This window comes from Curtobacterium sp. C1 (assembly GCF_021049325.1).
Lineage (GTDB): Bacteria > Actinomycetota > Actinomycetes > Actinomycetales > Microbacteriaceae > Curtobacterium > Curtobacterium citreum.
This window is the reverse complement of the sequence record NZ_CP088076.1, coordinates 2,517,164-2,541,983: the sequence shown is the minus strand read 5'-3', so window position 1 is coordinate 2,541,983 and position 24,820 is coordinate 2,517,164. Positions and strand designations below refer to the sequence as shown.

Annotated in this window: 22 protein-coding genes; 12 read left to right on the top strand and 10 right to left on the bottom strand. The window is 73.5% G+C overall.

Going from position 1 to position 24,820, the window contains the following annotated elements:
• Positions 1 to 70: 70 nt before the first annotated feature.
• Positions 71 to 1,198, top strand: coding sequence for a glycoside hydrolase family 5 protein (locus LQK89_RS12210; RefSeq protein WP_231049240.1), 1,128 nt, complete (start codon positions 71 to 73; stop codon positions 1,196 to 1,198).
• Positions 1,199 to 1,304: 106 nt separating this feature from the next.
• Here LQK89_RS12210 and LQK89_RS12205 read toward each other — a convergent pair whose 3' ends face one another.
• Together LQK89_RS12205 and LQK89_RS12200 are read right to left on the bottom strand one after the other, a co-directional pair.
• Positions 1,305 to 2,495 carry an alpha-hydroxy acid oxidase gene (locus LQK89_RS12205; protein ID WP_231050797.1) on the bottom strand — a complete coding sequence of 397 codons (1,191 nt, stop codon included), beginning with the start codon at positions 2,493 to 2,495 and terminating at the stop codon, positions 1,305 to 1,307.
• A gap of 368 nt (positions 2,496 to 2,863) precedes the next feature.
• On the bottom strand, positions 2,864 to 3,874 hold the full coding sequence (locus tag LQK89_RS12200; RefSeq protein ID WP_231049239.1) for a threonine aldolase family protein: 1,011 nt from the start codon (positions 3,872 to 3,874) through the stop codon (positions 2,864 to 2,866).
• Positions 3,875 to 3,932: 58 nt separating this feature from the next.
• Here LQK89_RS12200 and LQK89_RS12195 point away from each other — a divergent pair, with 58 nt between their 5' ends.
• Together LQK89_RS12195 and LQK89_RS12190 are read left to right on the top strand one after the other, a co-directional pair.
• Positions 3,933 to 4,847 (top strand): metallophosphoesterase, encoded by a 915-nt coding sequence (locus LQK89_RS12195; protein ID WP_058742306.1) that lies wholly within the window; start codon positions 3,933 to 3,935, stop codon positions 4,845 to 4,847.
• Between the two features lie 291 nt (positions 4,848 to 5,138).
• Positions 5,139 to 6,200, top strand: a complete 1,062-nt coding sequence (locus LQK89_RS12190) for an NADP-dependent oxidoreductase (RefSeq protein ID WP_231049238.1) — start codon at positions 5,139 to 5,141, stop codon at positions 6,198 to 6,200.
• A 70-nt stretch (positions 6,201 to 6,270) separates the two neighbouring features.
• On the opposite strand, the gene LQK89_RS12185 is transcribed toward LQK89_RS12190, so the two are convergent.
• From LQK89_RS12185 to LQK89_RS12165, 5 genes are all read right to left on the bottom strand, one after another.
• The gene (locus LQK89_RS12185; RefSeq protein ID WP_269145898.1) at positions 6,271 to 7,161 is read right to left on the bottom strand and encodes an ABC transporter permease; all 891 of its coding nucleotides are present in this window, start codon (positions 7,159 to 7,161) and stop codon (positions 6,271 to 6,273) included.
• Positions 7,148 to 8,092, bottom strand: coding sequence for an ABC transporter ATP-binding protein (locus LQK89_RS12180; RefSeq protein WP_231049237.1), 945 nt, complete (start codon positions 8,090 to 8,092; stop codon positions 7,148 to 7,150). Before LQK89_RS12180 ends, LQK89_RS12185 begins: the two co-directional genes overlap by 14 nt.
• An 11-nt stretch (positions 8,093 to 8,103) precedes the next feature.
• The gene (locus LQK89_RS12175) at positions 8,104 to 9,183 is read right to left on the bottom strand and encodes a LolA family protein (RefSeq protein ID WP_231049236.1); all 1,080 of its coding nucleotides are present in this window, start codon (positions 9,181 to 9,183) and stop codon (positions 8,104 to 8,106) included.
• Positions 9,184 to 9,329: 146 nt separating this feature from the next.
• Entirely contained in the window at positions 9,330 to 9,785 is a 456-nt protein-coding gene (locus LQK89_RS12170; RefSeq protein WP_175325989.1) for a ribose-5-phosphate isomerase, read from the bottom strand.
• Positions 9,782 to 11,521 (bottom strand): dihydroxyacetone kinase family protein, encoded by a 1,740-nt coding sequence (locus tag LQK89_RS12165; RefSeq protein ID WP_231049235.1) that lies wholly within the window; start codon positions 11,519 to 11,521, stop codon positions 9,782 to 9,784. Before LQK89_RS12165 ends, LQK89_RS12170 begins: the two co-directional genes overlap by 4 nt.
• Positions 11,522 to 11,673: 152 nt before the next feature.
• Between LQK89_RS12165 and LQK89_RS12160 the strand changes: the two genes are divergently transcribed.
• Together LQK89_RS12160 and LQK89_RS12155 are read left to right on the top strand one after the other, a co-directional pair.
• On the top strand, positions 11,674 to 12,495 hold the full coding sequence (locus LQK89_RS12160; protein WP_231049234.1) for a GolD/DthD family dehydrogenase: 822 nt from the start codon (positions 11,674 to 11,676) through the stop codon (positions 12,493 to 12,495).
• Positions 12,496 to 12,573: 78 nt separating this feature from the next.
• Positions 12,574 to 13,539, top strand: a complete 966-nt coding sequence (locus tag LQK89_RS12155; protein ID WP_175325986.1) for a sugar-binding transcriptional regulator — start codon at positions 12,574 to 12,576, stop codon at positions 13,537 to 13,539.
• An 82-nt stretch (positions 13,540 to 13,621) separates the two neighbouring features.
• Here the strand turns inward: LQK89_RS12155 and LQK89_RS12150 are convergent, their stop codons facing one another.
• On the bottom strand, positions 13,622 to 14,161 hold the full coding sequence (locus tag LQK89_RS12150; RefSeq protein ID WP_231049233.1) for a DinB family protein: 540 nt from the start codon (positions 14,159 to 14,161) through the stop codon (positions 13,622 to 13,624).
• A gap of 202 nt (positions 14,162 to 14,363) precedes the next feature.
• Between LQK89_RS12150 and LQK89_RS12145 the strand changes: the two genes are divergently transcribed.
• Entirely contained in the window at positions 14,364 to 15,863 is a 1,500-nt protein-coding gene (locus LQK89_RS12145) for an MFS transporter (protein WP_144804480.1), read from the top strand.
• Between the two features lie 63 nt (positions 15,864 to 15,926).
• On the opposite strand, the gene LQK89_RS12140 is transcribed toward LQK89_RS12145, so the two are convergent.
• On the bottom strand, positions 15,927 to 16,967 hold the full coding sequence (locus tag LQK89_RS12140; protein WP_231049232.1) for a GTP-binding protein: 1,041 nt from the start codon (positions 16,965 to 16,967) through the stop codon (positions 15,927 to 15,929).
• A 56-nt stretch (positions 16,968 to 17,023) separates the two neighbouring features.
• Here LQK89_RS12140 and ykgO point away from each other — a divergent pair, with 56 nt between their 5' ends.
• Complete coding sequence (ykgO, locus tag LQK89_RS12135; protein ID WP_058743312.1) at positions 17,024 to 17,146, top strand: type B 50S ribosomal protein L36; 123 nt, start codon at positions 17,024 to 17,026, stop codon at positions 17,144 to 17,146.
• Between the two features lie 28 nt (positions 17,147 to 17,174).
• Positions 17,175 to 17,831 carry a histidine phosphatase family protein gene (locus tag LQK89_RS12130; protein WP_058743311.1) on the top strand — a complete coding sequence of 219 codons (657 nt, stop codon included), beginning with the start codon at positions 17,175 to 17,177 and terminating at the stop codon, positions 17,829 to 17,831.
• Positions 17,832 to 18,009: 178 nt separating this feature from the next.
• Here LQK89_RS12130 and LQK89_RS12125 read toward each other — a convergent pair whose 3' ends face one another.
• The gene (locus LQK89_RS12125) at positions 18,010 to 19,755 is read right to left on the bottom strand and encodes a glycerol-3-phosphate dehydrogenase/oxidase (protein WP_175325982.1); all 1,746 of its coding nucleotides are present in this window, start codon (positions 19,753 to 19,755) and stop codon (positions 18,010 to 18,012) included.
• Between the two features lie 189 nt (positions 19,756 to 19,944).
• Between LQK89_RS12125 and LQK89_RS12120 the strand changes: the two genes are divergently transcribed.
• The 4 genes from LQK89_RS12120 to ald all read left to right on the top strand — a co-directional run bounded on the left by LQK89_RS12120 (position 19,945) and on the right by ald (position 24,658).
• Positions 19,945 to 20,907, top strand: a complete 963-nt coding sequence (locus LQK89_RS12120) for a sugar-binding transcriptional regulator (RefSeq protein ID WP_058743281.1) — start codon at positions 19,945 to 19,947, stop codon at positions 20,905 to 20,907.
• 50 nt (positions 20,908 to 20,957) lie between these two features.
• Positions 20,958 to 21,998, top strand: a complete 1,041-nt coding sequence (locus LQK89_RS12115; RefSeq protein ID WP_231049231.1) for a helix-turn-helix transcriptional regulator — start codon at positions 20,958 to 20,960, stop codon at positions 21,996 to 21,998.
• Positions 21,999 to 22,048: 50 nt separating this feature from the next.
• Positions 22,049 to 23,437, top strand: coding sequence for an FAD-binding oxidoreductase (locus LQK89_RS12110; RefSeq protein WP_231049230.1), 1,389 nt, complete (start codon positions 22,049 to 22,051; stop codon positions 23,435 to 23,437).
• 123 nt (positions 23,438 to 23,560) lie between these two features.
• Complete coding sequence (gene ald / locus LQK89_RS12105; protein ID WP_231049229.1) at positions 23,561 to 24,658, top strand: alanine dehydrogenase; 1,098 nt, start codon at positions 23,561 to 23,563, stop codon at positions 24,656 to 24,658.
• Positions 24,659 to 24,820 lie beyond the last annotated feature (162 nt).

Sequence of the window (24,820 nt, the reverse complement as noted above, 5' to 3'; positions counted from 1 at the left end):
ACGCGGGAGCGCCGACGACCGGCACGACGACGTCGTCGTGCCGCTGCAACGATGCAGTCAGGGAGAACCCATGCACACCTCGACCACCCCACGCCGACGCCGCCTCGTCGGCACGCTCGCCGTCGTCGCCGGCGCCACCGCGCTCGCCCTCGCCGTCCCCGGCACCGCGACCGCCGCCCCGGCCGCGACCGCCGCGGCGCCGGCCCACAGCCGTCCGAACCCGGCGCCCGCCCTCGACCCGACGCAGTTCCACGGCGTCAACTGGGCCGACCCGCGGGACAACTACGTGAACGGGCCCGTCGTCCCCTCGGGGCTCTCGACGTCGGACGACTACCGCACCGTGTACAAGACCTCGGAGCGGATCGTCCGCGAGTTCCGGAAGGACCTCGGCGCCGACACCGTCCGCCTGCCCGTCAACCCGTACTCGGTCGGCACGACGTGGTGGACGTCCTACAAGGGGGCGATCGACGCTGCCCGGCACCAGGGCGTCAAGGTGGTCCTCGGCTACTGGGAGGGCAGCGACGCCAGCAAGGACGGCAAGGTCGACGACCCCGCCGCCTGGACTGTCATGTGGGACACCCTGACGAGCACCTACCGCGGTGACGCCGGCGTGTACTTCGAGCCGATGAACGAGCCGTTCGGCTACGCACCCGCCGACTGGATCCAGGTGGCCACCGACTGGGTCGACCGCTACACGGCCCGTGGGATCCCGCGCGACCGCGTGTTCGTCAGCGGCACCGGCTACAACGACCACGTCGACGCGGTCTGCGCCGCGCCGGCACTCGCCGGGACCTACGTGTCGCAGCACTTCTACGGGTTCTGGGGCACGCACGACGCCGCGGGCTGGGCCGCCGATTTCGAGAGCCGACTCGGCGACCAGGCGTGCAGCGCCCGCACCGTCCTCGACGAGTTCGGCGTGCCGATGACCACCGGGATCGACTACCGCGGCTCCGCGACGACCGGCAACGCCGACGCGGACAACTCGGTCGCCTTCCTGCAGACGGTCACGACGATCGTCCGCAAGCGGCACCTCGGCGCCGTGTACTGGCCGGGGCTGCGCACCGGTGACACCTACAGCCTCGAAGAACTGCAGGGCGCCGGGTCGCACGTGGAGCTCGCGGTGACGAACGAGTCCGGGCTCGCCCTGCTGCGGTGGGCCTGGGGCGAGGGCGAGCGCGCGCCCTTCGGGACCCGCTGACGCGACCACGGACCGGGACGCGCGACGCGACCACGGACCGGACGGGAGGCACGGTGCCAGCTGGCACCGTGCCTCCCGTCCGTGGGGTGGTCACGTCGGCGACGGATCAGCGCCGGACCGGCGCCAGTCGCTGCAGCTGGGTGACGTGTCCCGGCTCGAGCTCGTCGAGCGTGGCGACGCCGAGCAGGCGCATGGTCCGCTCGATCTGCTCGGAGAGGATCTGGATCATCCGGTCGACACCGGCCTCGCCGCCGGCCATGAGGCCGTAGAGGTAGGCGCGGCCGACCATCGTGAACCGGGCGCCGAGCGCGACCGCGGCGACGATGTCGGCGCCGGACATGATGCCGGTGTCGAGGTGCACCTCGGTGTCCGCACCCACCTCCCTGACGACCTCCGGGAGCAGGTGGAACGGGACAGGGGCGCGGTCGAGCTGCCGACCGCCGTGGTTCGACAGGGTGATGCCGTCGACCCCCATCGACGCCAGGCGCTTCGCGTCCGCGAGGGACTGCACGCCCTTCACGACGACCTTGCCGGGCCACTGGTCCCGGATCCACGCCAGGTCCTCGTAGGTGACCGTCGGGTCGAACATGTGGTCCAGCAGCTCGCCGACCGTGCCCGACCACCGGTCGAGTGACGCGAACGCGAGGGGTTCCGTGGTGAGGAAGTCGAACCACCACCACGGCCGGGGGATCGCGTTCACGATGGTCTTCACGCCGAGCTGTGGCGGGATCGAGAACCCGTTGCGCTTGTCTCGGAGGCGTGCGCCCGCGACCGGGACGTCGACCGTGACGAGCAGCGTGTCGAACCCGGCCTTCGCGGCCCGGTCGACCAGCGCCATGCTCTTGTCGCGGTCCTTCCACATGTAGAGCTGGAACCAGTTCCGGCCGTGCGGGTTCGCGTCACGGACGTCCTCGATCGCCGTGGTGCCCATCGTCGACAGCGAGAACGGGATCCCCGCCCGCCCCGCGGCCCGGGCGCCGGCACGCTCACCCTCGGTCTGCATCATCCGCGTGAAGCCCGTCGGCGCGATCCCGAACGGCAGGGCGGTCGGCGCGCCGAGCACCTCGCGGGAGGTGTCGACCTTCGAGACGTCGCGCAGGATCGCCGGGGTGAACTCGATGTCCTCGAACGCCTGCCGGGCACGGGCGAGCGAGATCTCCGCCTCCGCCGCGCCCTCGGTGTAGTCGAACGCCGCCTTCGGGGTGCGGCGCGCGGCGATCCGGCGGAGGTCCCAGATCGTCAGCGCGGACTCGAGCCGCTGCCGCCGACCCGGCAGCGCGGGCTTCTTGAACTGCATCAGCGGCGCCAGGTCGTGCACGGTCGGCAGCTGCCGCCGGACCCGGACCCGGTTCGTCGACGGGGTTCCCGGCGTCGGTGCCGGAGCCCCGGTCGCCGGGTCGACGCGGTGCTGGTCGTCGGTCGAGGTCATACAGACATCCTATGTCTGTGTGGGATCGTTGGCGAGGGTGATGCTGCAGGGGCGCGCTCTCGGGCAACGAGTGCGCTGCGCCAACGCGTCGACGGAGCCGGGGATGTCGCGAGACGTCCGATCAAGCTCCCTCCCGCAAGACGCAACGTCGGCGGGTTCTCGCAGCGAAGTACCGCTGCGAGAACCCGCCGACGTTGCGTTTCGCGATCGCCGGAGCCCGCGAGCGCCAGCGCCGGTCAGCGGGGGAGCGCGGCCAGGACCTCGGCGGCGCGGGCGGCGTCCTCGGCGCTGACGTCCAGGTGCGTCACGAGCCGGACGGCCCGCGGTCCGAGCTGCATCACCCGGACGCCCCGCTCCGCGGCCCCGGCGACGAACGCCCCCGGGTCGGCGACCTCCGCGAACACGATGTTCGTGTCGACGGTCGCCGGGTCGACGTCGAGCGCCGCGGCCAGCGCCCGGGCGTTCGCGTGGTCCTCGGCGAGCCGGTCGACGTGGTGCCGGACGGCGTACCGGCCCGCGGCGGCGAGGAACCCGGTCTGCCGCATCCCCGCGCCGTACCGCTTCCGCCAGACCCGCGCGGCTGCGACGTGCTCCCGGGAGCCGACGAGCACCGAGCCGACCGGGGCACCGAGGCCCTTCGACAGGCAGACCGACACCGTGTCGAAGCCGGCCGCGAGCTCGCGGAGCGGGGTGCCCGACGCCACGTGCGCGTTCCACAGCCGGGCGCCGTCGAGGTGCACCGCGATGCCGTGCTCCCGCGCGTACGCCTGCACGGCCCGGACCTGGTCGAGGGGCTGCACGGTGCCGCCACCGAAGTTGTGGGTGTTCTCGACCGCGATGGCCGTCGTCGACACCGAGTAGGCGCCGGCGTCCGGCTCCGCGATCGCCTCGACCGCCGCGGCCACGAGTCGTCCGCGCTCCGAGGCCCACGTTCGCGTCGTGATGCCGGAGAACACCGCGGCGGCACCGAGCTCGGCCCGCACGACGTGGGCGCGGACGTCGGCGAGCAGCTCCTCGCCCGGGGCGACGTGCAACCGCAGCCCGAGCTGGTTCGCCAGGGAGCCGGTCGGGGTGAAGAGCCCGGCCTGGTGCCCGAGCAGGTCGGCGACCTCGCGCTCGAGGGCGTTCGTCTCCGGGTCCTCGCCGAAGACGTCGTCGCCGACCTCGGCGCCGGCCATCGCGGAGCGCATCGCCGGGGTCGGTCGGGTGACGGTGTCGGAGCGCAGGTCGATCGGGGCGTCGGTCACCAGGCAACGCTAACGCGCCGTTCAGATCGTCGATGCGCGACGCCGCTAGCGTGGCGCCATGCAGCAGCCAGCCGCGGGGTCGCTCCGCATCCTCCACCTCTCCGACACGCACCTGACCGGCGACGGTGCACTCCACCAGGGGTCCGTCGACACCACCGCGGCGCTCGACGCCGTGCTCGCCCACGTGGACGGCGTCCCGGGCGTCGGGCTCGTCGTCGTGTCCGGCGACGTGTCCGAGGACGGCAGCCCGGAGTCCTACCGGACCGTCCGGGAGCGCGTCGGCGCCTGGGCGGAGCGGCACGGCGCGGCGTTCGTCGCGGTCCCGGGCAACCACGACCTGCGCGAGGGCTTCCGTCAGGTCCTGGCGAACGGGCACGTCCTCGGCGAGGGCGGCCGGCCGCTCGCGCACACGATGGAGCACACCCCGCCGGAGGTCCCGGTCTCCGGACAGTCCACCGTGCACGGCTTCCGCATCGTCACCGTCGACACGAGCGTCCCCGGCGCCGGCTACGGACACCTCGACGAAACGGCGCTCGAGCGGCTCCGGACCGCGCTGACCGGCGAGCCCACGGAGCACGGCACGGTCGTCGTGCTGCACCACCCGCCGGTGCCGTCGCCGACGCTCCTGCACGAGGCGCTCCGCCTGCAGAACCCGGAGGACCTCGCGGAGGTGCTCGACGGCTCGGACGTCCGGGTCGTCCTCGGCGGCCACCAGCACCACCACGCCGTCGGGTCGCTCGGCGGGATCCCCGTGCTCGTCGCCCCCGGGGTGGCGAACGACACCGACGTCGTCGGTCCGTACGACGAGGAGTCCGCCCACGTCGCCGCCGGTGCACTCATCGTGGACGTCGCGCCGGACGGCTCGGTGTGGTCCACCCCGGTGCGCGTCCCCCAGCCGGACGCGGATCCGCTCGCGTTCGCGCTGGACGCCGAGACGGTCGCGCGGATCGCGGAGCAGGCCGGCCCGCGCTGAGCGCGCGGCACGGGCCGGTCCGCGCAGGGCTGACGCAGGCTCGGTCGCGCGGGCCGGGCTGCGCGGGCCGGGTCGCGCAGGCCGAGTCGCGCAGTCCGGGCCACGCGGACCGGCCCGGCACGGACCGGACGGGAGGCACGGTGCCGGACCGGCGCCGTGCCTCCCGTCCGTCCCGTGCTCGCGTGGGGCGACCGCGCCCACGGGAGGGGACCCGTCGAGTACCCCGCGCTCCCGGACACCGTCCCGGCGGCGCGAGTACACCGGGGGTCATGCAGACGGAAGGAGTCCCTCATGCGCATCGGTAGTGCCGTGCAGTACGACCGGTACGGCGGGTTCGACGTCGTCGACCTCGTCCCGCAGGAACGTCCCGAACCCGGACCCGGCGAGGTCGTCGTCGAGGTCGTCGCCGCCGGCCTGAACCACGTCGAGCGGTTCCTCCGCGAGGGGAAGCTCCGCGACCACATCGACCTCGCGTTCCCGGCCCACCAAGGCGTCGACTTCGCCGGCATCGTCAGCGCACGCGGCGCCGAGGTCAAGGACCTCAAGGTCGGCGACGAGGTCATGGGACACGCCCCGGACGGCGGCGCGCACGCCACGTGGGTGCGCGTGCCGCGCGGCGCGGTCATCAAGAAGCCCGAACACGTCGGTTGGGAGGTCGCCGGTGGGCTGTACCTCGCCGGAGCGACCGCCGCGACGATCGTCCGCGGCCTGCGCCTCGGCCCCGAGGACACCGTCGTGATCAGCGCCGCCGCGGGTGGGGTCGGGCACATCGAGTGCCAGCTCGCCCACGACGCCGGCGCGACCGTGATCGCGCTCGGCAGCCCGCGGAACCACGACTACCTGCGCCAGATCGGGACGCTGCCCGTGGCCTACGGCGAGGGCGAGGAGGACCGCATCCGCCAGATGGCGGCCGGCCGACCGATCACCGCGTTCATCGACAACCACGGCGGGGGCGGTGCGGCGGACCTCGCGAAGCGTCTCGGCGTGCCGTCGGAGCGGCTCGTGACCTCCGAGCACCGCCGCGACGTCGAGCTCCGCTTCCTCCGCGCCCCCGCGGACGACGAGGAAGCGCGCGACCTGCTCGTCATGCTCGCCAAGGCCGTGCAGGACCGGCGCGTGCAGGTGCTCATCTCCGGCTTCTACCCGTTCGAGTTCATCGTGGACGCGTACGAGGACCTGGCCGAGATGCGCTCCCGCGGCAAGGTCGTGATCGGCATGCAGACCGTCGAGACCGGTGCACGCCTCGACTGGTACCGCTCAGAGAAGGCCCGGGACCTGCGCGACCGCTACGGCGAGCAGCGCGGTGCCGACACCGAGACGATGGCGGGCGGGAGCGCGTCACCCGCGTCCTGAGCGAGGTCCGTCCACGACGACGAGACGGTCCGGCCCCGCGGGGTCGGACCGTCTCGTCGTTCGACCGTCGCTAGCTCAGGACGTCCTTCGTCGCGAACCGGCCGTACGCCAGCGCGCCGAACACCGCGACGTACCCGAGCTGCAGCAGCGCGTTCTGCCCGAACGAGTCGAACGCGATCGGGTCGCGGAGCAGGTCTCCGAACCCGAGCCACAGGTGCGAGAACAGGAACGGGTGCAGCCAGTCGAGCTGGGGGAGCTGGTCGAGCACCTGCGACACCCCGGCGAGCACGACCGTCGCCGCCATCGCCCCGACCGGGACGGTCGTGAGCGTCGACGCGAACAGGCCGATCGCGGACAGGCCGAGCATCGACAGGGTCACGTAGAGCGCGAGGAGCACGGCCCGGCCGGCGTACGACCAGCCGTCGACCTGGGTCCCGGACAGCAGCGTGACCGGGCCGATCGGGAACAGCAGTGCGCCGATCGCCGCGCCGACGAGCACCACGAGGAGCGTCGCCGCCAGGCTGAACGCGACCGCCCCGACGTACTTCACGACGATGAACCGGAGCCGGCCGGTCGGTGCGACGAGCAGGTAGCGGATCGTGCCGTGGTTCGCCTCGCCGGCGACGGTGTCCCCGGACACCACCCCGACCGTGAGCGGCAGGAACAGCGGGATCGACACCGTCAGGGCCGTGAAGGCTACGAAGAGCCCGTTGTTCGTGATGTCGCCGAGGAACGCGGGGCCGCGGTCGCTCGGGTCCGTGGTCATCCGGACGGCGATCGCGATGAGTACCGGCACCAGTGCGAGCGCGCCGAGCATCGCCCACGTCCGACGTCGACGGAACAGCAGGGCGAGCTCAGACCCGAGCAGCGCGAAGGTGCGGGGACGGGCGCGCGGTGCCGGCGCCGGTGGCTCGGGCGCGGTCGTGGCGTGGTCGGCGGGTGCGGTGTCAGGCAGCGACATCGAAGCCCTCCCCGGTGAGTGCGACGAACAGGTCCTCGAGCGTGCCCCCGCCGACCGTCAGGCCGCGGAGCCGGACGTCCGCGCCGACGAGCTCGGCGGCGATGGTCTCGGGCAGGACCTCGGCGGGCAGGTCCGCGACGAGCACGTCGGCGCCGGTGTCCCGCCGCGGCACGAGCCCGAGGCGCGTGAGGACGGTACCGGCCTGCCCGACGTCCGGCGTCCGGACCGTGACGGTGCGTGCCCCCGCGGACCGCAGCTCGTCGAGGGTGCCCTGCGCCACGATGTGCCCGGTCCGCATCACCGCCGCGTGCGTGCAGACCTGCTCGATCTCGGCGAGCAGGTGGCTCGAGACGAACACGGTGGTGCCGTCGTCGGCGAGGGAGCGGATGAGGTTCCGGACCTCACGCGTGCCCTGGGGGTCGAGACCGTTCGTCGGCTCGTCGAGCACGAGCAGGTCCCGCGGCGCGAGCAGGGCGTTCGCGAGTCCGAGGCGCTGCTTCATGCCGAGGGAGTACGCGTGCGCCTTCTTGTCCGCGGCGTGCGTCAGACCGACCCGGTCGAGTGCTGCGGCGACGCGGTCCTTCCGGGTGCGCGGGTCCGTGGTGGGGTCGGCGGCGTCGAAGCGCACCAGGTTGGCGCGGCCGCTGAGGTACGGGTAGGACGCCGGCCCCTCCACCAGGGCGCCGACCCGGGGGAGTACCTGGGCCCGGGCGTCGGGCATCGGCTGCCCGAGCACCTCGATGCGCCCGCTCGTCGCCGAGGACAGCCCGAGCAGCATCCGGATCGTGGTGGTCTTGCCCGAGCCGTTCGGCCCGAGGAACCCGAACACGGCGCCGCGGGGCACCGCGAGGTCGATGCCGTCCACCGCGCGCTGGCGGCGGAACACCTTGACGAGCGACTCGGTGCGGATCGCGAGGTCGGCCGGGGTCACGTGGCCCGGGCTCACTTCGCCGCGGCCACCAGGGCGGACACCGGCACCGCGCCGGCGTAGACCCGGCCGTCGTCGGTCAGGTACACCGACACGAGCGAGGTCTGCAGCGCACGACCACCGTCGACCGGCTTCGTCAGCTGGTCGAGCAGCCCGGAGCCGTCCGCGCCGAGCTTCGTCCGGTCGGCGGTGCCGGCCGGCAGCTCGACGACGGCGTCCCACCCAGAGCCCGTGACGGTCGGCGCCGTCCCGGAGCGGTGGTCGCCAGACCCGTCCCGCTTCCCGTCCCCGTGCCGCGGCGCGTCGGAGAGGTCCTTCGTGGTGACGTCGACGCCGCTCGGCGGGGTGAAGTCGAACAGCCGTGCCGCGGGTGCACCGTAGTCGAGGCTCGTGAACCCGACCTGGAACGCCGGGTCCTGCTGCCCGGCGGCGAGGACCGTGGCGCGGAGGGGGAGCCCGGTCTGCTGGTCGACGGCGAGCCGGACGCTGCCGACCAGCGTGTCCGAGGACTTCGGCGTGAGCGTGACCTGCCAGGCGTCGTGCCCGGCGACCCGGACGGCCGTGGGCTTCGACACCGTGGTGGACGGGGTGATCGCGTCGATCGCCCGCTGCGCCACGTCCGCCGGGGTGGTGGCGCCGTCCGTCGGCGCCGCGGCTGCGGTCCGCTCCGGCAGGACGACGTGCGTCGCGGTGCGCTCCTTCGAGTCCCACGTCCAGACGTCCGAGCCGTTGCGGACGACGTCCTGCTCGGCGAGCTGCTGCGTGAGCTGGAAGCGCTGCTTGTCCGGGCCGTCGACGTACACCCGCGCGGTGTGCGAGGCGGTGAGCAGCCCGAGGACGTCCGAGGCGTCGCCCTGCAGCGAGGACCCGCCGCTGCCGGAGGGGAGCTCGGGCAGCCCGAGGTCGCTCGTCTGCGACAGGGCGCCGGAGTACTGGGCGTCCTTCGCGGCGGCCACGCTCGCGAGCACGGACGCCGCGGTCGGGTCCGTGCCCGCGACCGGGTCGTTCGCGGCGTTGGCGATCACGGGGGCGGCGACCGCGGCGGCGACGACGACCGGCGCGACGACGGCGGGCAGCCAGGCTGACTTCTTCATCGGGATCCCCTCGGGAGCGAGCACGAGCGCCGAGTCCACCACCGTGGAGCTCGGAGCGTGGGGGTACCGTACGTCCGGCAACCGACAGCCGGCTGGGGATCGTCAGCCGGCCGTCGGTCACGAGGACCGCGGTGGGGGATCGTCGATCAGGACCGCTCGTAGGCGCTGATCGCCGCGACCTTCTCCGCGCTCGGCGACCTCGGGTCGAAGCGGTGGCCGAGCCACTCCCGCACGAGCCGCCGTGCCAGCTCGATGCCGACCACACGCTGCCCGAGGCACAGGACCTGGGCGTCGTTCGAGCACACCGACCGCTCGACGCTGAACCCGTCGTGCGCGGTCACCGCCCGGATCCCGGGGACCTTGTTCGCGCTGATCGCCACACCGAGGCCGGTGCCGCACACGAGCAGCGCGCGGTCAGCAGCACCCGACGCGACGAGCCGAGCGGCCTCGACCGCGACGTGCGGGTACGCGGTGTGCCCGTCCGCGTCGACGCCGACGTCGACGACGCTGGCGACGCGGTCGTCCTGCTCGAGGTCCCGCTTGAGGACCTCCTTGTGCTCGAAGCCGGCGTCGTCCGAGCCGATCACGATGCGGAGCGTCACGCGCCCACCTCCTGCTGTCGGACGCGGTCGGCGAGGACCTCGCCGACCGCGGTGAGCACCATGCCCATCGAGGTCGCGCCGGCGTCGGGCGTCCCGAGACTCTTCGCGGCGAGCGGCCGCGCACGACCGACCCGCGGCTGCAGGTCGGCCGTCGCCGCCGCCCGCTCCACCGCCGTCTGTGCGGCTGACGTCCAAGCACTGGCGAGGGGAACGCCGGCCGTGACCTCGGTGCGGAGGTGCTCGACGAACGGGAGCAGTGCATCGAGCATGGTCTTGTCACCGACGGCGGCACCGCCCAGCTGCACGATCGCGTCCGCGAAGGCCTGGACCGCGTCGACGACGTCGGGCGGTGTGACGACCTCGGTGTCGTCGCCGAGCGCCCGGCCGAAGGCCTCGAGCGCTGCACCCCACAGGACGCCGGACGTGCCGCCGGCAGCTGCGGCCCAGGCCGTGCCCGCGGACCCGAGCACGAACGCGCCGCCGGCCTCCGGGCCGCACGCCTCGGCTGCGCGACGAGCGGCCCCGATGCCGCGCACCATGCCGCGACCGTGGTCGCCGTCACCCGCGACGGCGTCGATGCGGCCGAGCTCGTCCTCGTGCTCGCGCAGGACCTCGTCCATGGCCCGGACCGCCGTCGCGGCGACCGCGCCCGCGCGACGAGCGGCCGGGGTCGCGCAGGGGACGACGACCGTGTCGGTGCGGGTCTCGGTCTCCGAGGTGTGCGTCACGAGTCCGGCCACCGCCGCACGCACCTTCCGGAAGGCCGGCGTGTAGGCGTCGGCGCGCCAGAGCGGCTCGAGCTCGTCGTCGAGCCACTGCAGGGTGAGGGAGCAGCCGCCCATGTCCAGGCTCGTCACGAGCTCGCCGACCTCGGGCTCGACGACGTGGAGCCCCGCGCGCTCGAGCAGCGGGAGCACCCGGCCCCAGAGCAGGAACAGTTCCTCGTACTTGGTGTCGCCGAGTCCGTTGAGCACCGGGGCGACGCGCTCTCCTGCGCCCTCGGGACGCTCCGCGAGCAGCCGGTCGACGAGCATCGACGCGAGCTCGGACGCGGGCAGCAGCGGGACGTCCCGGATGCCGGGTTCGCCGTGGATGCCCAGACCGAGCGCGAGGTGGCCCGCCGGGAGGCTGAAGAGTGGGTGCCGCGCGCCGGGCAGCGTGCACCCGGAGAACGCGACGCCGATGGTCCGGGTCGCCGCGTTGCAGCGCCGGCCGAGGCGTTCGACCTCGTCGAGGTCCGAGCCGGCCGCCGCCGCCGCACCGAGGGCCTTGAACACCGCGAAGTCGCCCGCGATGCCCCGGCGTCGCTGGACGTCCGATGCGGATGCCACGTCGTCCGTCACCGCGACGATCCGGGTGTCGATGCCCTCGGCACGGAGTCGTTCTGCGGCCAGACCGAAGTTCATGGTGTCGCCGGCGTAGTTCCCGAACGCCAGGACGACGCCGCGACCCTGGTCTGCGGCCTTCGCGACCGAGTAGACCTGGGCGGCCGACGGGGACGTGAAGACGTTGCCGACCACGGCGCCGGAGGCGAGGCCGGGACCCACCAGCCCGCAGAAGGCGGGGTAGTGGCCGGAGCCGCCGCCGACGACCACCGCGACCAGTGGGTGGGCGTCGACCGGGCGGAGCGCGACCACGCCGCCGTGCACCGGGCGGACCCGGTCTGCGTACAGCGCGGTCCACCCCGCGAGTTGGTCCTCGGCGAAGTCGTCAGGAGCGTCGTGGATGGCGGTCATGGTGCGGGGAACTCCTCGCGTCGTCCGGAGCCCGACGGTCCGCGGGCCGTCGCCGACCGTAACCCACTGGTATCCACATCTACGACTCTGGATTCTGGTATGTTCCTCGACGGTCGGGAACCCGGCCGAGGACACGACGCACTGGAGCGACCATGACCGCCGACACCGCACGCACGCCCGACGCCCTCAGCTCGCTGCGACCCGGTCCGACCAAGGTCGACCTGACGAACGACCTCTCCGGACGGTCCGTCGTCGTCACCGGTGGCGCCTCGGGGATCGGCGCGGCGATCGCCACGGCCGCGGCGTGTCGCGGAGCCAGGGTGGCCGTGCTCGACGTCCGGGACGACGCCGCGTCGACCGCTGCGGCTGGACTGCCGCGGGTGTCGGACGGTGCGCACCTCGGGCTCGCGTGCGACGTCACGGACGACGCTGCGGTCGACGCCGCGGTCGAGGCGGTGGTGGCCACGCTCGGCGCACCCGACGTCCTCGTGAACTGCGCCGGGATCGTCGCGCTCGCACCGGCCGAGTGCCTGACGACCACGGACTGGGACCGCACCCTGGCCGTCAACCTGACCGGGGTGTTCCGGGTGACGCGGGCGGTCGGCCGGCACATGCTCGTCGCCGGCCACGGACGCATCGTGTCGATCGCGTCGCAGGCAGCCCACGTGGCGCTCGACCAGCACGCGGCCTACTGCGCCTCGAAGGCCGGGCTCCTCGGCCTCACCCGAGTGCTCGCCGCCGAGTGGGGTGGGCGCGGTGTCACGGTCAACACGGTCTCGCCGACGGTGGTCCTCACCGATCTCGGTCGCGCTGCCTGGGCGAACGAGCGCGGTGTCCGGCACCAGGCCGAGATCCCGACCGGCCGCTTCGCGACACCGGAGGAGATCGCGGCGACCGTGCTCTTCCTCGCGCGGGACACCGGCATGGTGAACGGAGCGGACGTGCGCGTCGACGGCGGCTACACCGTCCGCTGATCCGGGCTGGCTACGATCGTGGCGGCTCGACGACTCGCCGGGCCGCCGTCACCGGCACGACCGAGGGAACGAGCGCGCATGTCCTCCGAGAGCACCGCGGGCGCGGAGGGCACCCGGACCCGCTTCCCGCTCGACACCGTCTACCAGGCGGCCCGGATGTACTACCTCGAGGACGCCACGCAGGCCGAGATCGCCGACCGGCTCGGGGTGTCCCGCCCGACCGTCAGCCGGCTCGTGTCCGAGGCCCGGAAGGCCGGGCTCGTCAAGATCGAGGTCGTCGACCCCTTCCTCGACGACACCGCGGCCCTCGGCGAGCGGCTCCGCACCGCGCTGGGGCTGCAGGCCGTGCACCTCGCCCCGGTCACGCACGCCGCGACGCTCGGCGCCGACCTCGCCGCCCCGGTCGCCGCGGCCGTCGAGCGGATGGCCCTGCAGCCCGGTGACGCCGTGCTCGTGTCGTCCGGCAGTACCGTGCACGACATCGCGCACACCGGGATGCCGCCGATGCCCGGGGTGCAGCTCGTCCCGACGGTGGGCGGGCAGGCCGACCCGAACCGCCACTTCCAGACGAACGAGATCACCCGCGCCGCGGCCGAGCGGTCCGGGGCGATCCCGGCCTTCCTGTTCGCGCCGGCGCTCCCGGGTCCGGCGCTCCGGGCCTCCCTCGACGAGGACCCCGCCTTCCAGCACGTCGTCGGCCTCTGGGGACGGGCGAAGGGCGCGCTGCTCGGCATCGGCGCACCGGTCGTCACGCGGCACGCGCTGGCTCGCGGGCTCCCGGTGGACGACGCGGTGCTCGACCGGGCCGTCGGCGACGTCTGCCTCGACTTCTACGCGGCGGACGGCAGCAGCATCGTGTTCCCCGGGAGCGACCGCATGGTGCGGACCTCGCGCGCCGTCCTCGCCGCCGTCCCGCACGCGGTCGGCGTCGCGGTCGGTGCGGTGAAGGTCCCGAGCATCCTCGGCGCCGTGCGCGCCGGCCTGGTCAACGAGCTGGTCACCGACGCGGCGACCGCCCGGGCGCTGCTCGACGCGCGCGCCTGACCGTGCCCGCCGCGGTCGTGTCCGGCGCGACCCACCACCGGACGGGAGGCGCGGGGCGGGCCCGCACCGTGCCTCCCGTCCGTCAGACGGCCGCGTCCCGCGACGCGCGCCGCACGTCCCACAGGTGGTGCACCGGGTCGTGCGCGAAGTACGTGGCGAGCGTCGCGACCGTGAAGACGCTGCCGTCCGACCGTCGACCGGTCCGGCCGAGCGCCGTCTCCGGGACGGCCGCGAACGCGCTCGCGGCGCGCTCGCCCGCCGCGACGAGCTCGGCGGCGACCACTGCCGGGTCCTGCTGGTCGTATCGGTCCGCGACGGCCGTCGCGTCCTGGTCCCAGTCGGGGAACGCGGGGTCGTCCTCGGTGAGGAGCAGGCCGAGCCGCTCCGTCATCCTCCGGTGCACGTCGCGGACGTGCGCGCCGTACTCCAGGGGACTCCAGGTGCGGTCGTCGGGGCGGGTGCGGACGTCCTCGCGGGCGAGCTCGGCCGGCCAGGCGGCGGTGTTCTCCGCGAGGATCCGCGGGACCTCGCGGAACGCGACCGTGCTGCCGTCGAAGCCGCACTCGGGGCACGCGGCGTCGACGACCCACGTCCAGTTCTTCTGCTCGGGTTCGATGGGCACGAGCCCGACGTTACCGTCCCGTGACCTTCCGACACATCCGCACGAGCGCGGCGATCGGGCGTGACCCCCGTCCGGGTGACACGCCGCTGGCTGGGAATCCCCGCACAGTGACATGTCGGTCGCTCGGTAACGTCGGCCGCTGTCCTCCGGGCCGGTGCCGCCGGTCCCGGCCAGCACACCCCGATCCCCGAGGAGTTCCAGGATGGGTCCCGACCCCAGCAGTACCAGCACCCGACCACGTCGACGGCTGCGCGTGAGCGACGTCACCGTGGTCGACAAGAGCATGATGCGGCGGGCCGTCAGCGGCATGGTCGTCGGCAACACCATGGAGTGGTACGACGTCGGGGTCTACGGCTACCTCGCGGTGACGATGGGCCAGGTCTTCCTGCCCACCGCCGCGTCGTCGGTGCAGATCCTGTTCAGCCTCGGCGTCTTCGCCGCGACGTACGTCGCGCGGCCGCTCGGTGGCATCGTGTTCGGTCGGCTCGGCGACCGCCTCGGCCGGCAGAAGGTGCTCGCCACGACGCTGATCTTGATGGCGTCGTCGACGTTCCTCATCGGGGTGCTGCCCGCCTACGCCACGATCGGTGCCCTCGCCCCCGTGGTGCTCGTCGTGCTCAAGCTCGCGCAGGGGTTCTCGACGGGTGGTGAGTACGCCGGTGCCACGACCTTCGTGACGGAGTACGCCCCGGACCGCCGCCGGGGGTTCTTCGCGAGCATCCTCGACTTCGGCAGCTACATGGGCTTCGCGCTCGGCGCCTCAGTCGTCACCGTGCTGCAGCTCACGCTGGGCTCGGCGACCATGACCGCGTGGGGCTGGCGCGTGCCGTTCCTGCTCGCCGGGGTCATCGGGGTCGTCGCGATCTGGTTCCGCCTGCGCATCGAGGAGTCGCCGGTGTTCCAGGCGACGCAGGCCGCGCAGGAGGCCGCCGCCTCGTCCCGCGAGGCCGCGGCGGGCGGGCGTCCGACGAGCGTCCTGGCGATGGTGCGTGACCACTGGCGGCCCATCGTCATCGCGATCATGCTCGTCGGCGCCTCGAACACCGTCGGCTACGCGCTGACCTCGTACATGCCGACCTACCTGACCGACTCGCTCGGGTACTCCGCGATCGACGGGACGCTCCTGACGATCCCGGTGCTCGTCCTGCTCGCCGTGATGCTGCCCCTGGCCGGGCGGCTGTCCGACCGGATCGGCCGCCGCACCGTGATGTGGATCGGCGCCGGGACGACCGTCGTGCTCGTGGTGCCGGCGTTCCTGCTCATCGGGCACGGGGCGCAGTGGTCGACGCTCGCCGGGCTCGGGCTGCTCGCGCTGATGACCGCTCTGTGGGTGTCGAACCAGGCCGCCTCGCTCCCGGCGCTGTTCCCGACCGCGACCCGGTACGGCGGCATGGGCTTCGCGTACAACATCGCGATCGCGGTCTTCGGCGGGACGACACCGCTCATCGTGCAGGCGCTCCTGACCGTGACCGGGGACCAGCTCGCGCCGGCGTACTTCCTCATGGCGATGAGCATCGTCGGGGCCGTGGGGGTGCTCTGCATGCGGGAGTCGTCGCAGCGGCCCCTGCCCGGGTCGATGCCCGCGGTGGAGTCCGAGGCCGAGGCGCGCGAGCTCGTGCTGACGCAGGACACCAACCCGAACCTGGACCTGGGCGACCTGCCCTTCGCCGCACACGACGAGGTGGCGGCGGGCCGCGGCTGAGCTCTGCGCGGCGGTTCGCCCCGCCCCGCGCCCCGCGGCTGAGCCAGACGCGGGGCGCCGCTGTCAGTCGTGCGAGTGCGCGTCGAGCGCGGGCCAGATCGGGAACGGGTCGGCCCAGGAGCGCCACGACCCCGGGCCGGAGAGCAGCTCCTCGGGGGTGAGCAGGGCCCCGTCGAGGGCGCGTTCGATCCCGTGCACGTCCAGTCGTTCGCCGACGAACCAGATCGCCTGCCCGACCGGGGCGTCAACGTCCCACGACGGGTTCGCGGTCGGGTCGAGCGCGAGCATCGCCCCGAAGCTCGACCACGAGCCGACGTGGTCCGGACGGGACGCCAGCCGGAAGAAGCCCCGCGACCGGAGCACGCGCCCGTTCACCCCCGGCGCGAGGTCCTCGGCGATCACCTCGGCCAACCGCCCCGGGTGGAACGGCAGCGGCTCCCGGTAGCGCAGCGTCACGAGTCCGTCGCCCGGGCCCCGTCCGGTGTCGGCGCGTCCGGCGTCGCTCGAGAGTGCCCGCATCCACCCCGCGCCGGCCGCGAGCAACCGTGCGGCGCCGCCGTTCGACGCGGGCAGGTCCTCGGCCGAGCGGATCGTCTGCAGGGCGACGATGACGGCGTGCGGTGCGAGCCGGTGCAGGAGCGCGACCAGTGCTCGACGGCGGCGGCCGGACAGGGGGCCGAGCCGGTCGAGGGCGATCACGGTCGCGTACTCCACCGCGTCCGCGACCCGTTCCGCGGCGACGAACGCGTCGTCGACCTCCGACCAGAGCAGGTGCGCCACGTCGTCCGCGCGGAGCACCGTGACGACGTGACGGAGGACGCGGTCGTCGCCGGTCTCGGACCGGGCGGCGTTCGCGAGCAGCATCCCGACGGCGCGGACGTCGGTCCCGGGCGCCAGGGTGGCGACGAGACCGTGCTCGGCCGACGGTCCACAGACCCGGTCCAGCTGGTCGGCCCTGGCGGCGATCGACCGGGCGGCCGCGAAGGCGCTCCCCGCGACGTGCACGCGGTGGCCGACGGTGCGGTCGGTGACGAGCCGGTCGGCGACGAGGCGGAGGTCGTCGTCGTGGAGCGCGGTGACGAGGGTGATGGCGGCGGGTCGCATGACGGGTACCCTACATGACAACCGTTCTCAACAAGAGAACCCGACCAGGAGGCGCCATGAAGGTCCGCAACTCGCTCAAGGCACTGAAGAAGATCCCCGGCTCGCAGATCGTGCGCCGACGGGGGCGGGTGTACGTCATCAACAAGCGGGACCCGCGATGGAAGGCGCGGCAGGGCTGACGTCGGCGGCCCTCCCTAGGGTGGGTCCATGCGACTCCTGCTCATCCGTCACGGTCAGACCCCCGCCAACGTGGACGGCGTGCTCGATGCCGCCGTCCCCGGTCCGGGGTTGACGGACCTCGGGCAGCAGCAGGCCGCGGCGCTGCCGGGCGCCCTCGCCGACCGTGGGATCGAGCGGCTCTTCGTCTCGACCCTGGTCCGCACCCAGCAGACGGCTGCGCCCCTCGCCGCCGCGCTCGGGCTCGAGCCGGTCGTGCTCGACGGGCTGCGCGAGATCGAGGCCGGCGACACCCAGGGCAAGCGCGACCGGGTCTCGGTGCAGCTGTACATCTCGACCGTGCACGGCTGGTCGGCGGGCGACCGGGCCAGCCGGATGCCCGGCGGCGAGAGCGGCGAGGAGTTCTTCGCCCGATACGAGGGCGCGATCCGGCAGGTCGAGGCCACCGGCGTCGCGGTCGCCGCGGTCGTCAGCCACGGCGCGGCGATCCGGACGTGGGCGAGTGCCGTCGCGCAGAACACCCCGGACGAGTTCGGGACGAAGCGCAACCTCGAGAACACCGGCATCGTCGAGCTCGAGGGCTCGACCGCCGACGGGTGGCGCCTCGTCGACTGGGAGGGTGAGCCGGTCGGCGGCGACGAACTCGTCGACCGCACGGCGCAGGACCCGACCGGCGAGCGGTTCTAGCGCGGCGAGGCGCACTCGTCGCTGCGAGACGCCGCCGGATCCGGCGGCGTCTCGCGGGCGAGGCGGCGTCTCGGCGCCGGGCGCGGCGTCGCGCTGCAGCAGACGTGACCACACGACGGACGGGAGGCACGGTGCCAGCTGGCACCGTGCCTCCCGTCCGTGGGGTGGTCGCGACCGACTACGCGGGCTGCGCCGCCGACGTGTGCAGCGGCACGATCACACCGTGCGACTCGCGCAGGACGTCGAGCGTGCGCTGGACCTCGTCCGCGCGCTCCTCGGCCGTCCAGCCGAGCGCACCAGCGAGGACGTCGGCCAGCTCGTCGAGCAGGTCGATCGTGACGCCGCCGACGAACGCCAGGTTCGTGCGACGGAGCACCACGTCCACCAGGTGGACCGCCTGCTCGTGCTCGGCGAAGTACGCGACCTCGGCGCGGGTGAGCGACGGGTCGGACTCGAGCGGCTCGACCGGGCCGTCGGTCAGGACGTCCACGACCTCGGCCGCACGGGTGCCGTAGCGCTCGAGCAGGCCGTCGACGAGCTGCTCGTCGAGACCGTCCCGGTGCGACTTGATCCACAGCGCGCGCTGGGCGTCGGTCGTCGGGAAGTCCTTGCCGCCGCCGATCGGCATGCCCGTCGTGTCGACCTTCCGGTCCACACCGAGCTTCGTCGTGACGTCCGAGGACAGGTGCGCGGCGAGGGCGCGGAACGTGGTCCACTTCCCGCCGACGAGCGAGAGCACGGTCGTGCCGGGCAGGCCGGCGATCGGGGTGTCGACGATCCGGTAGTCGCGGGACACGAAGCCGGGTGCGGTGTCCTCGTGGCGGGGGAGCGGGCGGATGCCGGAGTAGCGGTACACGATGTGGTCGCGGTCGAGCGCGATCTGCGGGAAGACGTGCTTGACGAGCCCGAAGAAGTAGTCGACCTCCTCCTCGGTGCACACCGCCGGCTGCGACGGGTCGGCGTCGATGTCCGTCGTGCCGATGAGCACCCGGCCCTTCAGCGGGTAGATGAGGACGATGCGGCCGTCGTTGTTCTCGAAGAACAGCTCGCGGCCCTTCGTCGCCTCGAGGAGCTCGGGGTTGTCGACGACGATGTGCGAGCCCTTCGTGCCGCCCATGAACTTCGTCTCGCCGCCGAACGCCTGGTTCGTCAGGTCGGTCCAGGGGCCGGAGGCGTTCACGACGACCTCGGCCGAGAAGACGAACTCCTCGCCGGTCTCGCGGTCGCGGAGCACGACACCGCCGTCGCGGGTGCCGGCTGCCTCGACGTAGTTGACGGAGCGGGCGCTCGCGGCGCTGCCGGAGCCCTTCGCCGCGGCGAGGCCGTCCTTGAGCACGTCGAGCGCCAGGCGCTCCGGCTCGTGCACGGACGCGTCGTAGTAGGTGCCCGTGTACTTCAGGTCCTTGTTGAGCGCGGGCATGTCGGCCAGCGCGGCCTTCTTCGTGAGGAAGCGGTGCTTCGGCACCGAGCCGCCGTCGCGCGAGAAGGAGTCGTAGATCGTCATGCCGATCTTGATGAGCGCGGCGCCGCGCTCCTTGGTCGAGCGCTGCTTGTGCGTGAGCATGCGCAGCGGGGCGTTCATGATGCCGGAGAAGGTCGAGAAGATCGGCATCGTCGTCTGCAGCGGCTTCACGTAGTGCGGCGCGATGCGGATCAGGCCGTTGCGCTCCTGCACGCTCTCGCGCACCAGGCGGAACTCGCCGTTCTCCAGGTAGCGGATGCCGCCGTGGATCATGTGGCTGGACGCGGCCGAGGCGCCGCCGGCGTAGTCGCCGCGCTCGACGAGCACGACGTCGACGCCCTGCAGGGCGAGGTCGCGGAAGGTGGCGATGCCGTTGATGCCGCCACCGACGATGAGGACCTGGGCGTTGGGGCGCTCGGTGAGCGCGGTCACCGTGTTCCGGGGCTGCGTCTTCTTCGACATGGTGCGTCGCTTCCTTGGGTCGGTTCCGTGGGGTCGACTCCGATCGTGCGCCTCGGTGGGAGGTCGGGCAACCTGCGTGCACGAACGTGCAGCACACCTGTCGCTGCGGCCCGGCACGGGGCCGGGGAGCGGACGGGAGGCACGACAGGGGTTGCAGAGGCCGTGCACGTCCGTGCATGCTCGGTTCCCATGAGCGATGCTGCGCAGCCGATGCGGACCCAGCAGGCGCTGCGCGCCGCACACCTGTACTACCTGCAGGACCTGACGATGGACGCCATCGCGGACGAGCTCGGCACCTCGCGGTCGTCGGTCTCGCGGTTGCTGAAGTACGCCAGGGACACCGGGCTCGTGGACATCCAGATCCGCTCGCCGCTCGACCAGGCGGCAGCGCTCAGCCGGAACATCCGGGCGCGGTTCGGCGTGCACGCCCACGTCGTGCCGGTGCCGGACCACACGAGCGACGTCGACCGGCTCGAGCGTGTCGCCCTGTCCGCCGCGCGCATCCTGACGCAGTACGTCGAGTCGAACATGGTCGTCGGCATCTCGTGGGGCTCGACCGTGAGCGCGGTGAGCCGGTACCTCGTGCCGAAGACGACCCACGGCTCGACCGTCGTGCAGATCAACGGTGCGGCGAACACCCGGACGACCGGCATCGTCTACGCGTCCGAGATCCTGCGGCGGTTCGGCGAGGCGTACGGCGCGTTCGTGCAGCAGTTCCCCGTCCCGGCGTTCTTCGACGACCCGGCGACGAAGGAGATGCTCTTCCGCGAGCGCTCCATCCGCCGCGTGCTCGACCTGCACGAGCGGATGGACCTCGTCGTGTTCGGTGTCGGCGCGCCGCAGGCCCCGGTGCCCTCGCACGTGTACTCCGGCGGGTACCTCGACCCGGCCGACCGCGACGAGCTCGCGCAGGCCGAGGTCGTCGGCGACGTCTCGACGGTCTTCTACCGGGCGGACGGGTCGTGGAAGGACATCGGCGTGAACGCGCGCGCCGGCGGACCCGACCTCGACACGATCAAGCGGGCGCCCCGCCGTGTGTGCGTCGTCGCGGGCCGGGGGAAGGCGGCGTCGCTCAAGGGCGCCCTCGCCGCGGGGCTCGTGACCGACCTGATCCTGGACGAGAGTGTCGGGCAGGCGATCCTCCAGCCTTAGGTCAGTTCCTGACCGACTCGATGTCGGTGGTGCGCCCTAGGCTCCGGTGCATGGTGTTCTCTCGTGCGACCCAGCCGGCGACGGCGCCCGTTCCGGGTGTCCCGACGTCGCCGGACGTCTCCGACGCCAGCCGACAGGACGACGGTCGGCGCCGTGACGCCCGCTACTTCCGGCGCCTCGCCGGGACCGACATCGACGAAGCCCTCGCCTTCTTCACGGGCGACTACGACTTCCGGGCGCCCCGCGTCCGCCGGACGCACACGCAGCAGCACTGGGACTTCGCGGGCGTCGGTGACGCGCGGATGTCGCTCCGGTCCTCGCGGCTGCTGGTCGACCTGCAGACCGAGAGCATGGTCGACGACGAGTTCCTCGTCGCGTGGATGCGCTCGGGCACGAGCACGATCACGTTCCAGGGACGCGAGCACGCGCTCGAGCCCGGCGTCCCGGTCGTGCTGCCCTTCGCCGAGGCGTACGCGCTGCACCACCGGGACATCGGGCTGAACCTCGTGCACCTCGACCGCGACTTCGTGCGGTCGGTGGTCGGCGAGGACGACTTCGCGTTCGAGCCGATGCGCCGCCCGACGGCCGAGGGGCTGCGCGCCTGGCAGTCCGTCGTCCGTGCGCACTCCGGCACCTGGCTCGACGTCGAGCACGACCTGACGCCGATCGTGCAGCGGTCCATCGCCGAGTCGTTCGTCGCCGCCGCCGTGCAGGCGTTCCCGCGACGGGACCGCTGGCGATCGTCCGTCACCGGCTCGGGGCCCGAGCACGACCGGCTGCGACGCGCGCTCGAGTACGTGCACGCCCACGCCCGCGAACCCATCGGGACGACCGAGATCGCCGAGGCCGCCGGGCTCAGCCCCCGTGGCCTGCAGCAGTCGCTCCGGCGCCACCTGGACCAGACGCCGGGCGACCTGCTCCGGAGCGTCCGGCTCGACGGTGCCCGGGTGGACCTGCTCCGCGCGGACCGGGACGCCACGAACGTGGCGGAGATCGCCCGCGCGTGGGGCTTCGGGCACCTCGGACGGTTCTCGGCGACCTACCGGGCCCGGTTCGGCGAGCTCCCGAGCGAGTCGCTCCGCACCCGCTGATACCGGGCACGTGCTCGGTCGGCGGCGTGCGGCTCGGTAGCGTGGCGCGCATGGACACCGTCGTCACCGCCCTCCGCTCCGCCCTCGCGGACCCGGACGGCGCCGTCGTCCGCACCGACCCGGCAGTGCTCGACGCCGCACGGACCGACAAGTCCGGCTGGAGCGCACCCGACGGGCCGACCGCCGTGGTCGAGGCCCGGTCGGTCGCCGACGTCCAGGCCGTCCTCCGGACCTGCTCCGCGGCGCGGGTGCCGGTCGTTCCACGGGGCGCCGGCACCGGGCTGGCCGGCGGGGCGAACGGCACCGAGGGCTCCGTCGTGCTCAGCGTCGCCCGGATGGACCGCATCCTCGACATCTCGGTCGCCGACGAGTACGCCGTCGTCGAGCCGGGCGTCCTGAACGGCGCCCTCGACGCCGCGGTCGCCGAGCACGGGCTGCGCTTCGCCCCGGACCCGGCCAGCGCGGCGATCTCGACCGTCGGCGGCAACATCGCGACGAACGCCGGCGGCCTGCGCTGCGTCAAGTACGGCGTGACGCGCGAGGCTGTGCTCGGACTCGACGTGGTCCTGGCGGACGGCCGGCTCGTCTCCACCGGACGCCGCACGGTGAAGGGCGTCACCGGCCTCGACCTGACGGCGCTGTTCGTCGGCTCGGAGGGCACCCTCGGGGTGGTCGTCGGAGCGACCGTCCGGCTCGTGCCGCTGCCGGCCGGAGCGCCCGCGACGCTCGGGGCGGTGTTCCCGACCGTCGCCGACGCGGCCCGCGGTGCCGCGGCCGTCGTCACCGGCGCGAGCCGGCCGTCGACGGTGGAGCTGCTCGACGCGGCCGCCCTCGCGGGCATCGCCGCACACCTCGGACCGCAGGTGCTGACCGAGACGCTCGGGAGCAGCTCGGCGGACGGGGCGTTCCTGCTCGTCGAGTTCGACGGGCCGGACGCAGCGCAGGCCGCGCTGGGAGCCGCACCGCGCCTCCAGGCCGAGGGCGGCACCGTGCACCACGCGACGTCCGCCGTGGAACGCGAGCGCCTGCTGACCGTCCGACGGTCCTTCCACCCGGCCATGGAGGCGCGCGGCCGGGTGCTGATCGAGGACGTCGCGGTGCCGCGGAGCCGGCTCGCGGAGATGTTCGAGCGGGTCGAGGCGATCGGGCGCCGGCACGGCGTGGCGATCCCGACTGTGGCGCACGCGGGAGACGGCAACCTGCACCCGAACTTCGTCTTCGCGGGGGACGAGGTGCCCGCGCACGTCTGGGCCGCGGCCGACGAGTTGTTCCGCGCCGCGATCGACCTCGGCGGCACGCTGACGGGCGAGCACGGTGTCGGGGTGCTCAAGCGGCGGTGGCTCGGTGACGAGCTCGGTGACGACGTCCTCGATCTGCAGCGGGGCGTGAAGGCGGTGTTCGATCCGCTCGGGATCCTCAATCCGGGCAAGGCGATCTGACCGGTTCGTCGAATCTCGTCGTACCGAACGACCGCTCATCGCGCAGATGTTCGGCGGAAACGAGTCTGAAACGAACCAGAGCGCATCGTGGTCGTACCTGCACCGCCCACGAAGGAGTCCGTGATGCTGATCGGCGTCCCCACAGAGGTCAAGAACAACGAGTACCGCGTCGCGGCGACGCCGGCGGGGGTCGGTGAGCTGACGCTGCACGGCCACGAGGTCCTCGTGCAGTCCGGCGCCGGCACCGGGTCGTCCTTCGGTGACGACGAGTACCGCGCCGCCGGGGCCACGGTCGTCGACACCTCGGCCGAGGTCTGGGCCCGGGCCGAGCTCGTGCTCAAGGTGAAGGAGCCCGTGGCGTCGGAGTACGCCTCGATCCGCCCCGGACAGGTGCTCTTCACGTACCTGCACCTGGCCGCCGACCGCCCCCTCACCTCGGCGCTCGTCGAGTCCGGCGCGACCGCGATCGCCTACGAGACCGTGCAGCTGCCGGACCGGTCGCTGCCGCTGCTCTCGCCGATGTCCGAGATCGCCGGACGACTGTCGGTGCAGGTCGGCGCGGCGCAGCTCATGCGCACCGCGGGCGGCCGCGGCCTGCTGCTCGGCGGAGTCCCCGGGACGCCGAAGGGCCGGGTCGTCGTGATCGGCGGTGGCGTCGCGGGAGAGCACGCGGCGACGATGGCGCTCGGCCTGGGCGCCGAGGTCACCGTGTTCGACATCAGCCTGCCGCGGCTCCGTGCGCTCGACGCCCGGTTCGACGGCCGCATCACGACGCTGCGGTCCTCGTCGCACGCGATCGCCGAGGCGCTGCGGGACGCGGACCTGGTGATCGGGTCGGTGCTCATCCCCGGGGCCTCGGCGCCGAAGCTCGTGACCGACGCGATGGTCGCCGGCATGCGCGAGGGTTCGGTGCTCGTCGACATCGCCATCGACCAGGGCGGGTGCTTCGAGGGCTCGCGGCCGACCACCCACGACGACCCGACCTTCCGGGTGCACGACGCCGTGTACTACTGCGTGGCGAACATGCCCGGGGCGGTGCCGCGCACGAGCACGATCTCGCTGACGAACGCGACGCTGCCCTACGCCCTCGCCGTCGCCGACCAGGGGTGGGAGCGGGCGACCGAGGCGGACCCGGCGCTCGCGAAGGGGCTGAACGTGCACGCGGGCCGCGTCGTGAACGACGCGGTGGCCGCCGCGCACGGGCTGGCGGCCGCGCGGTAGCGCGCCGCGGCCGGTTCCCCGAAGCGACAGATGTCGCGCGGGCTTCGCCGTTCGTACCGCGGAAGCGACAGTTCCCTGCGGATCCTCGGCAGGGAACTGTCGCTTTCGCGACGCCCGGTCAGCCCGCCGGCCGCCGCGGCCGGCGCGGCCGCCGCGGCCCCG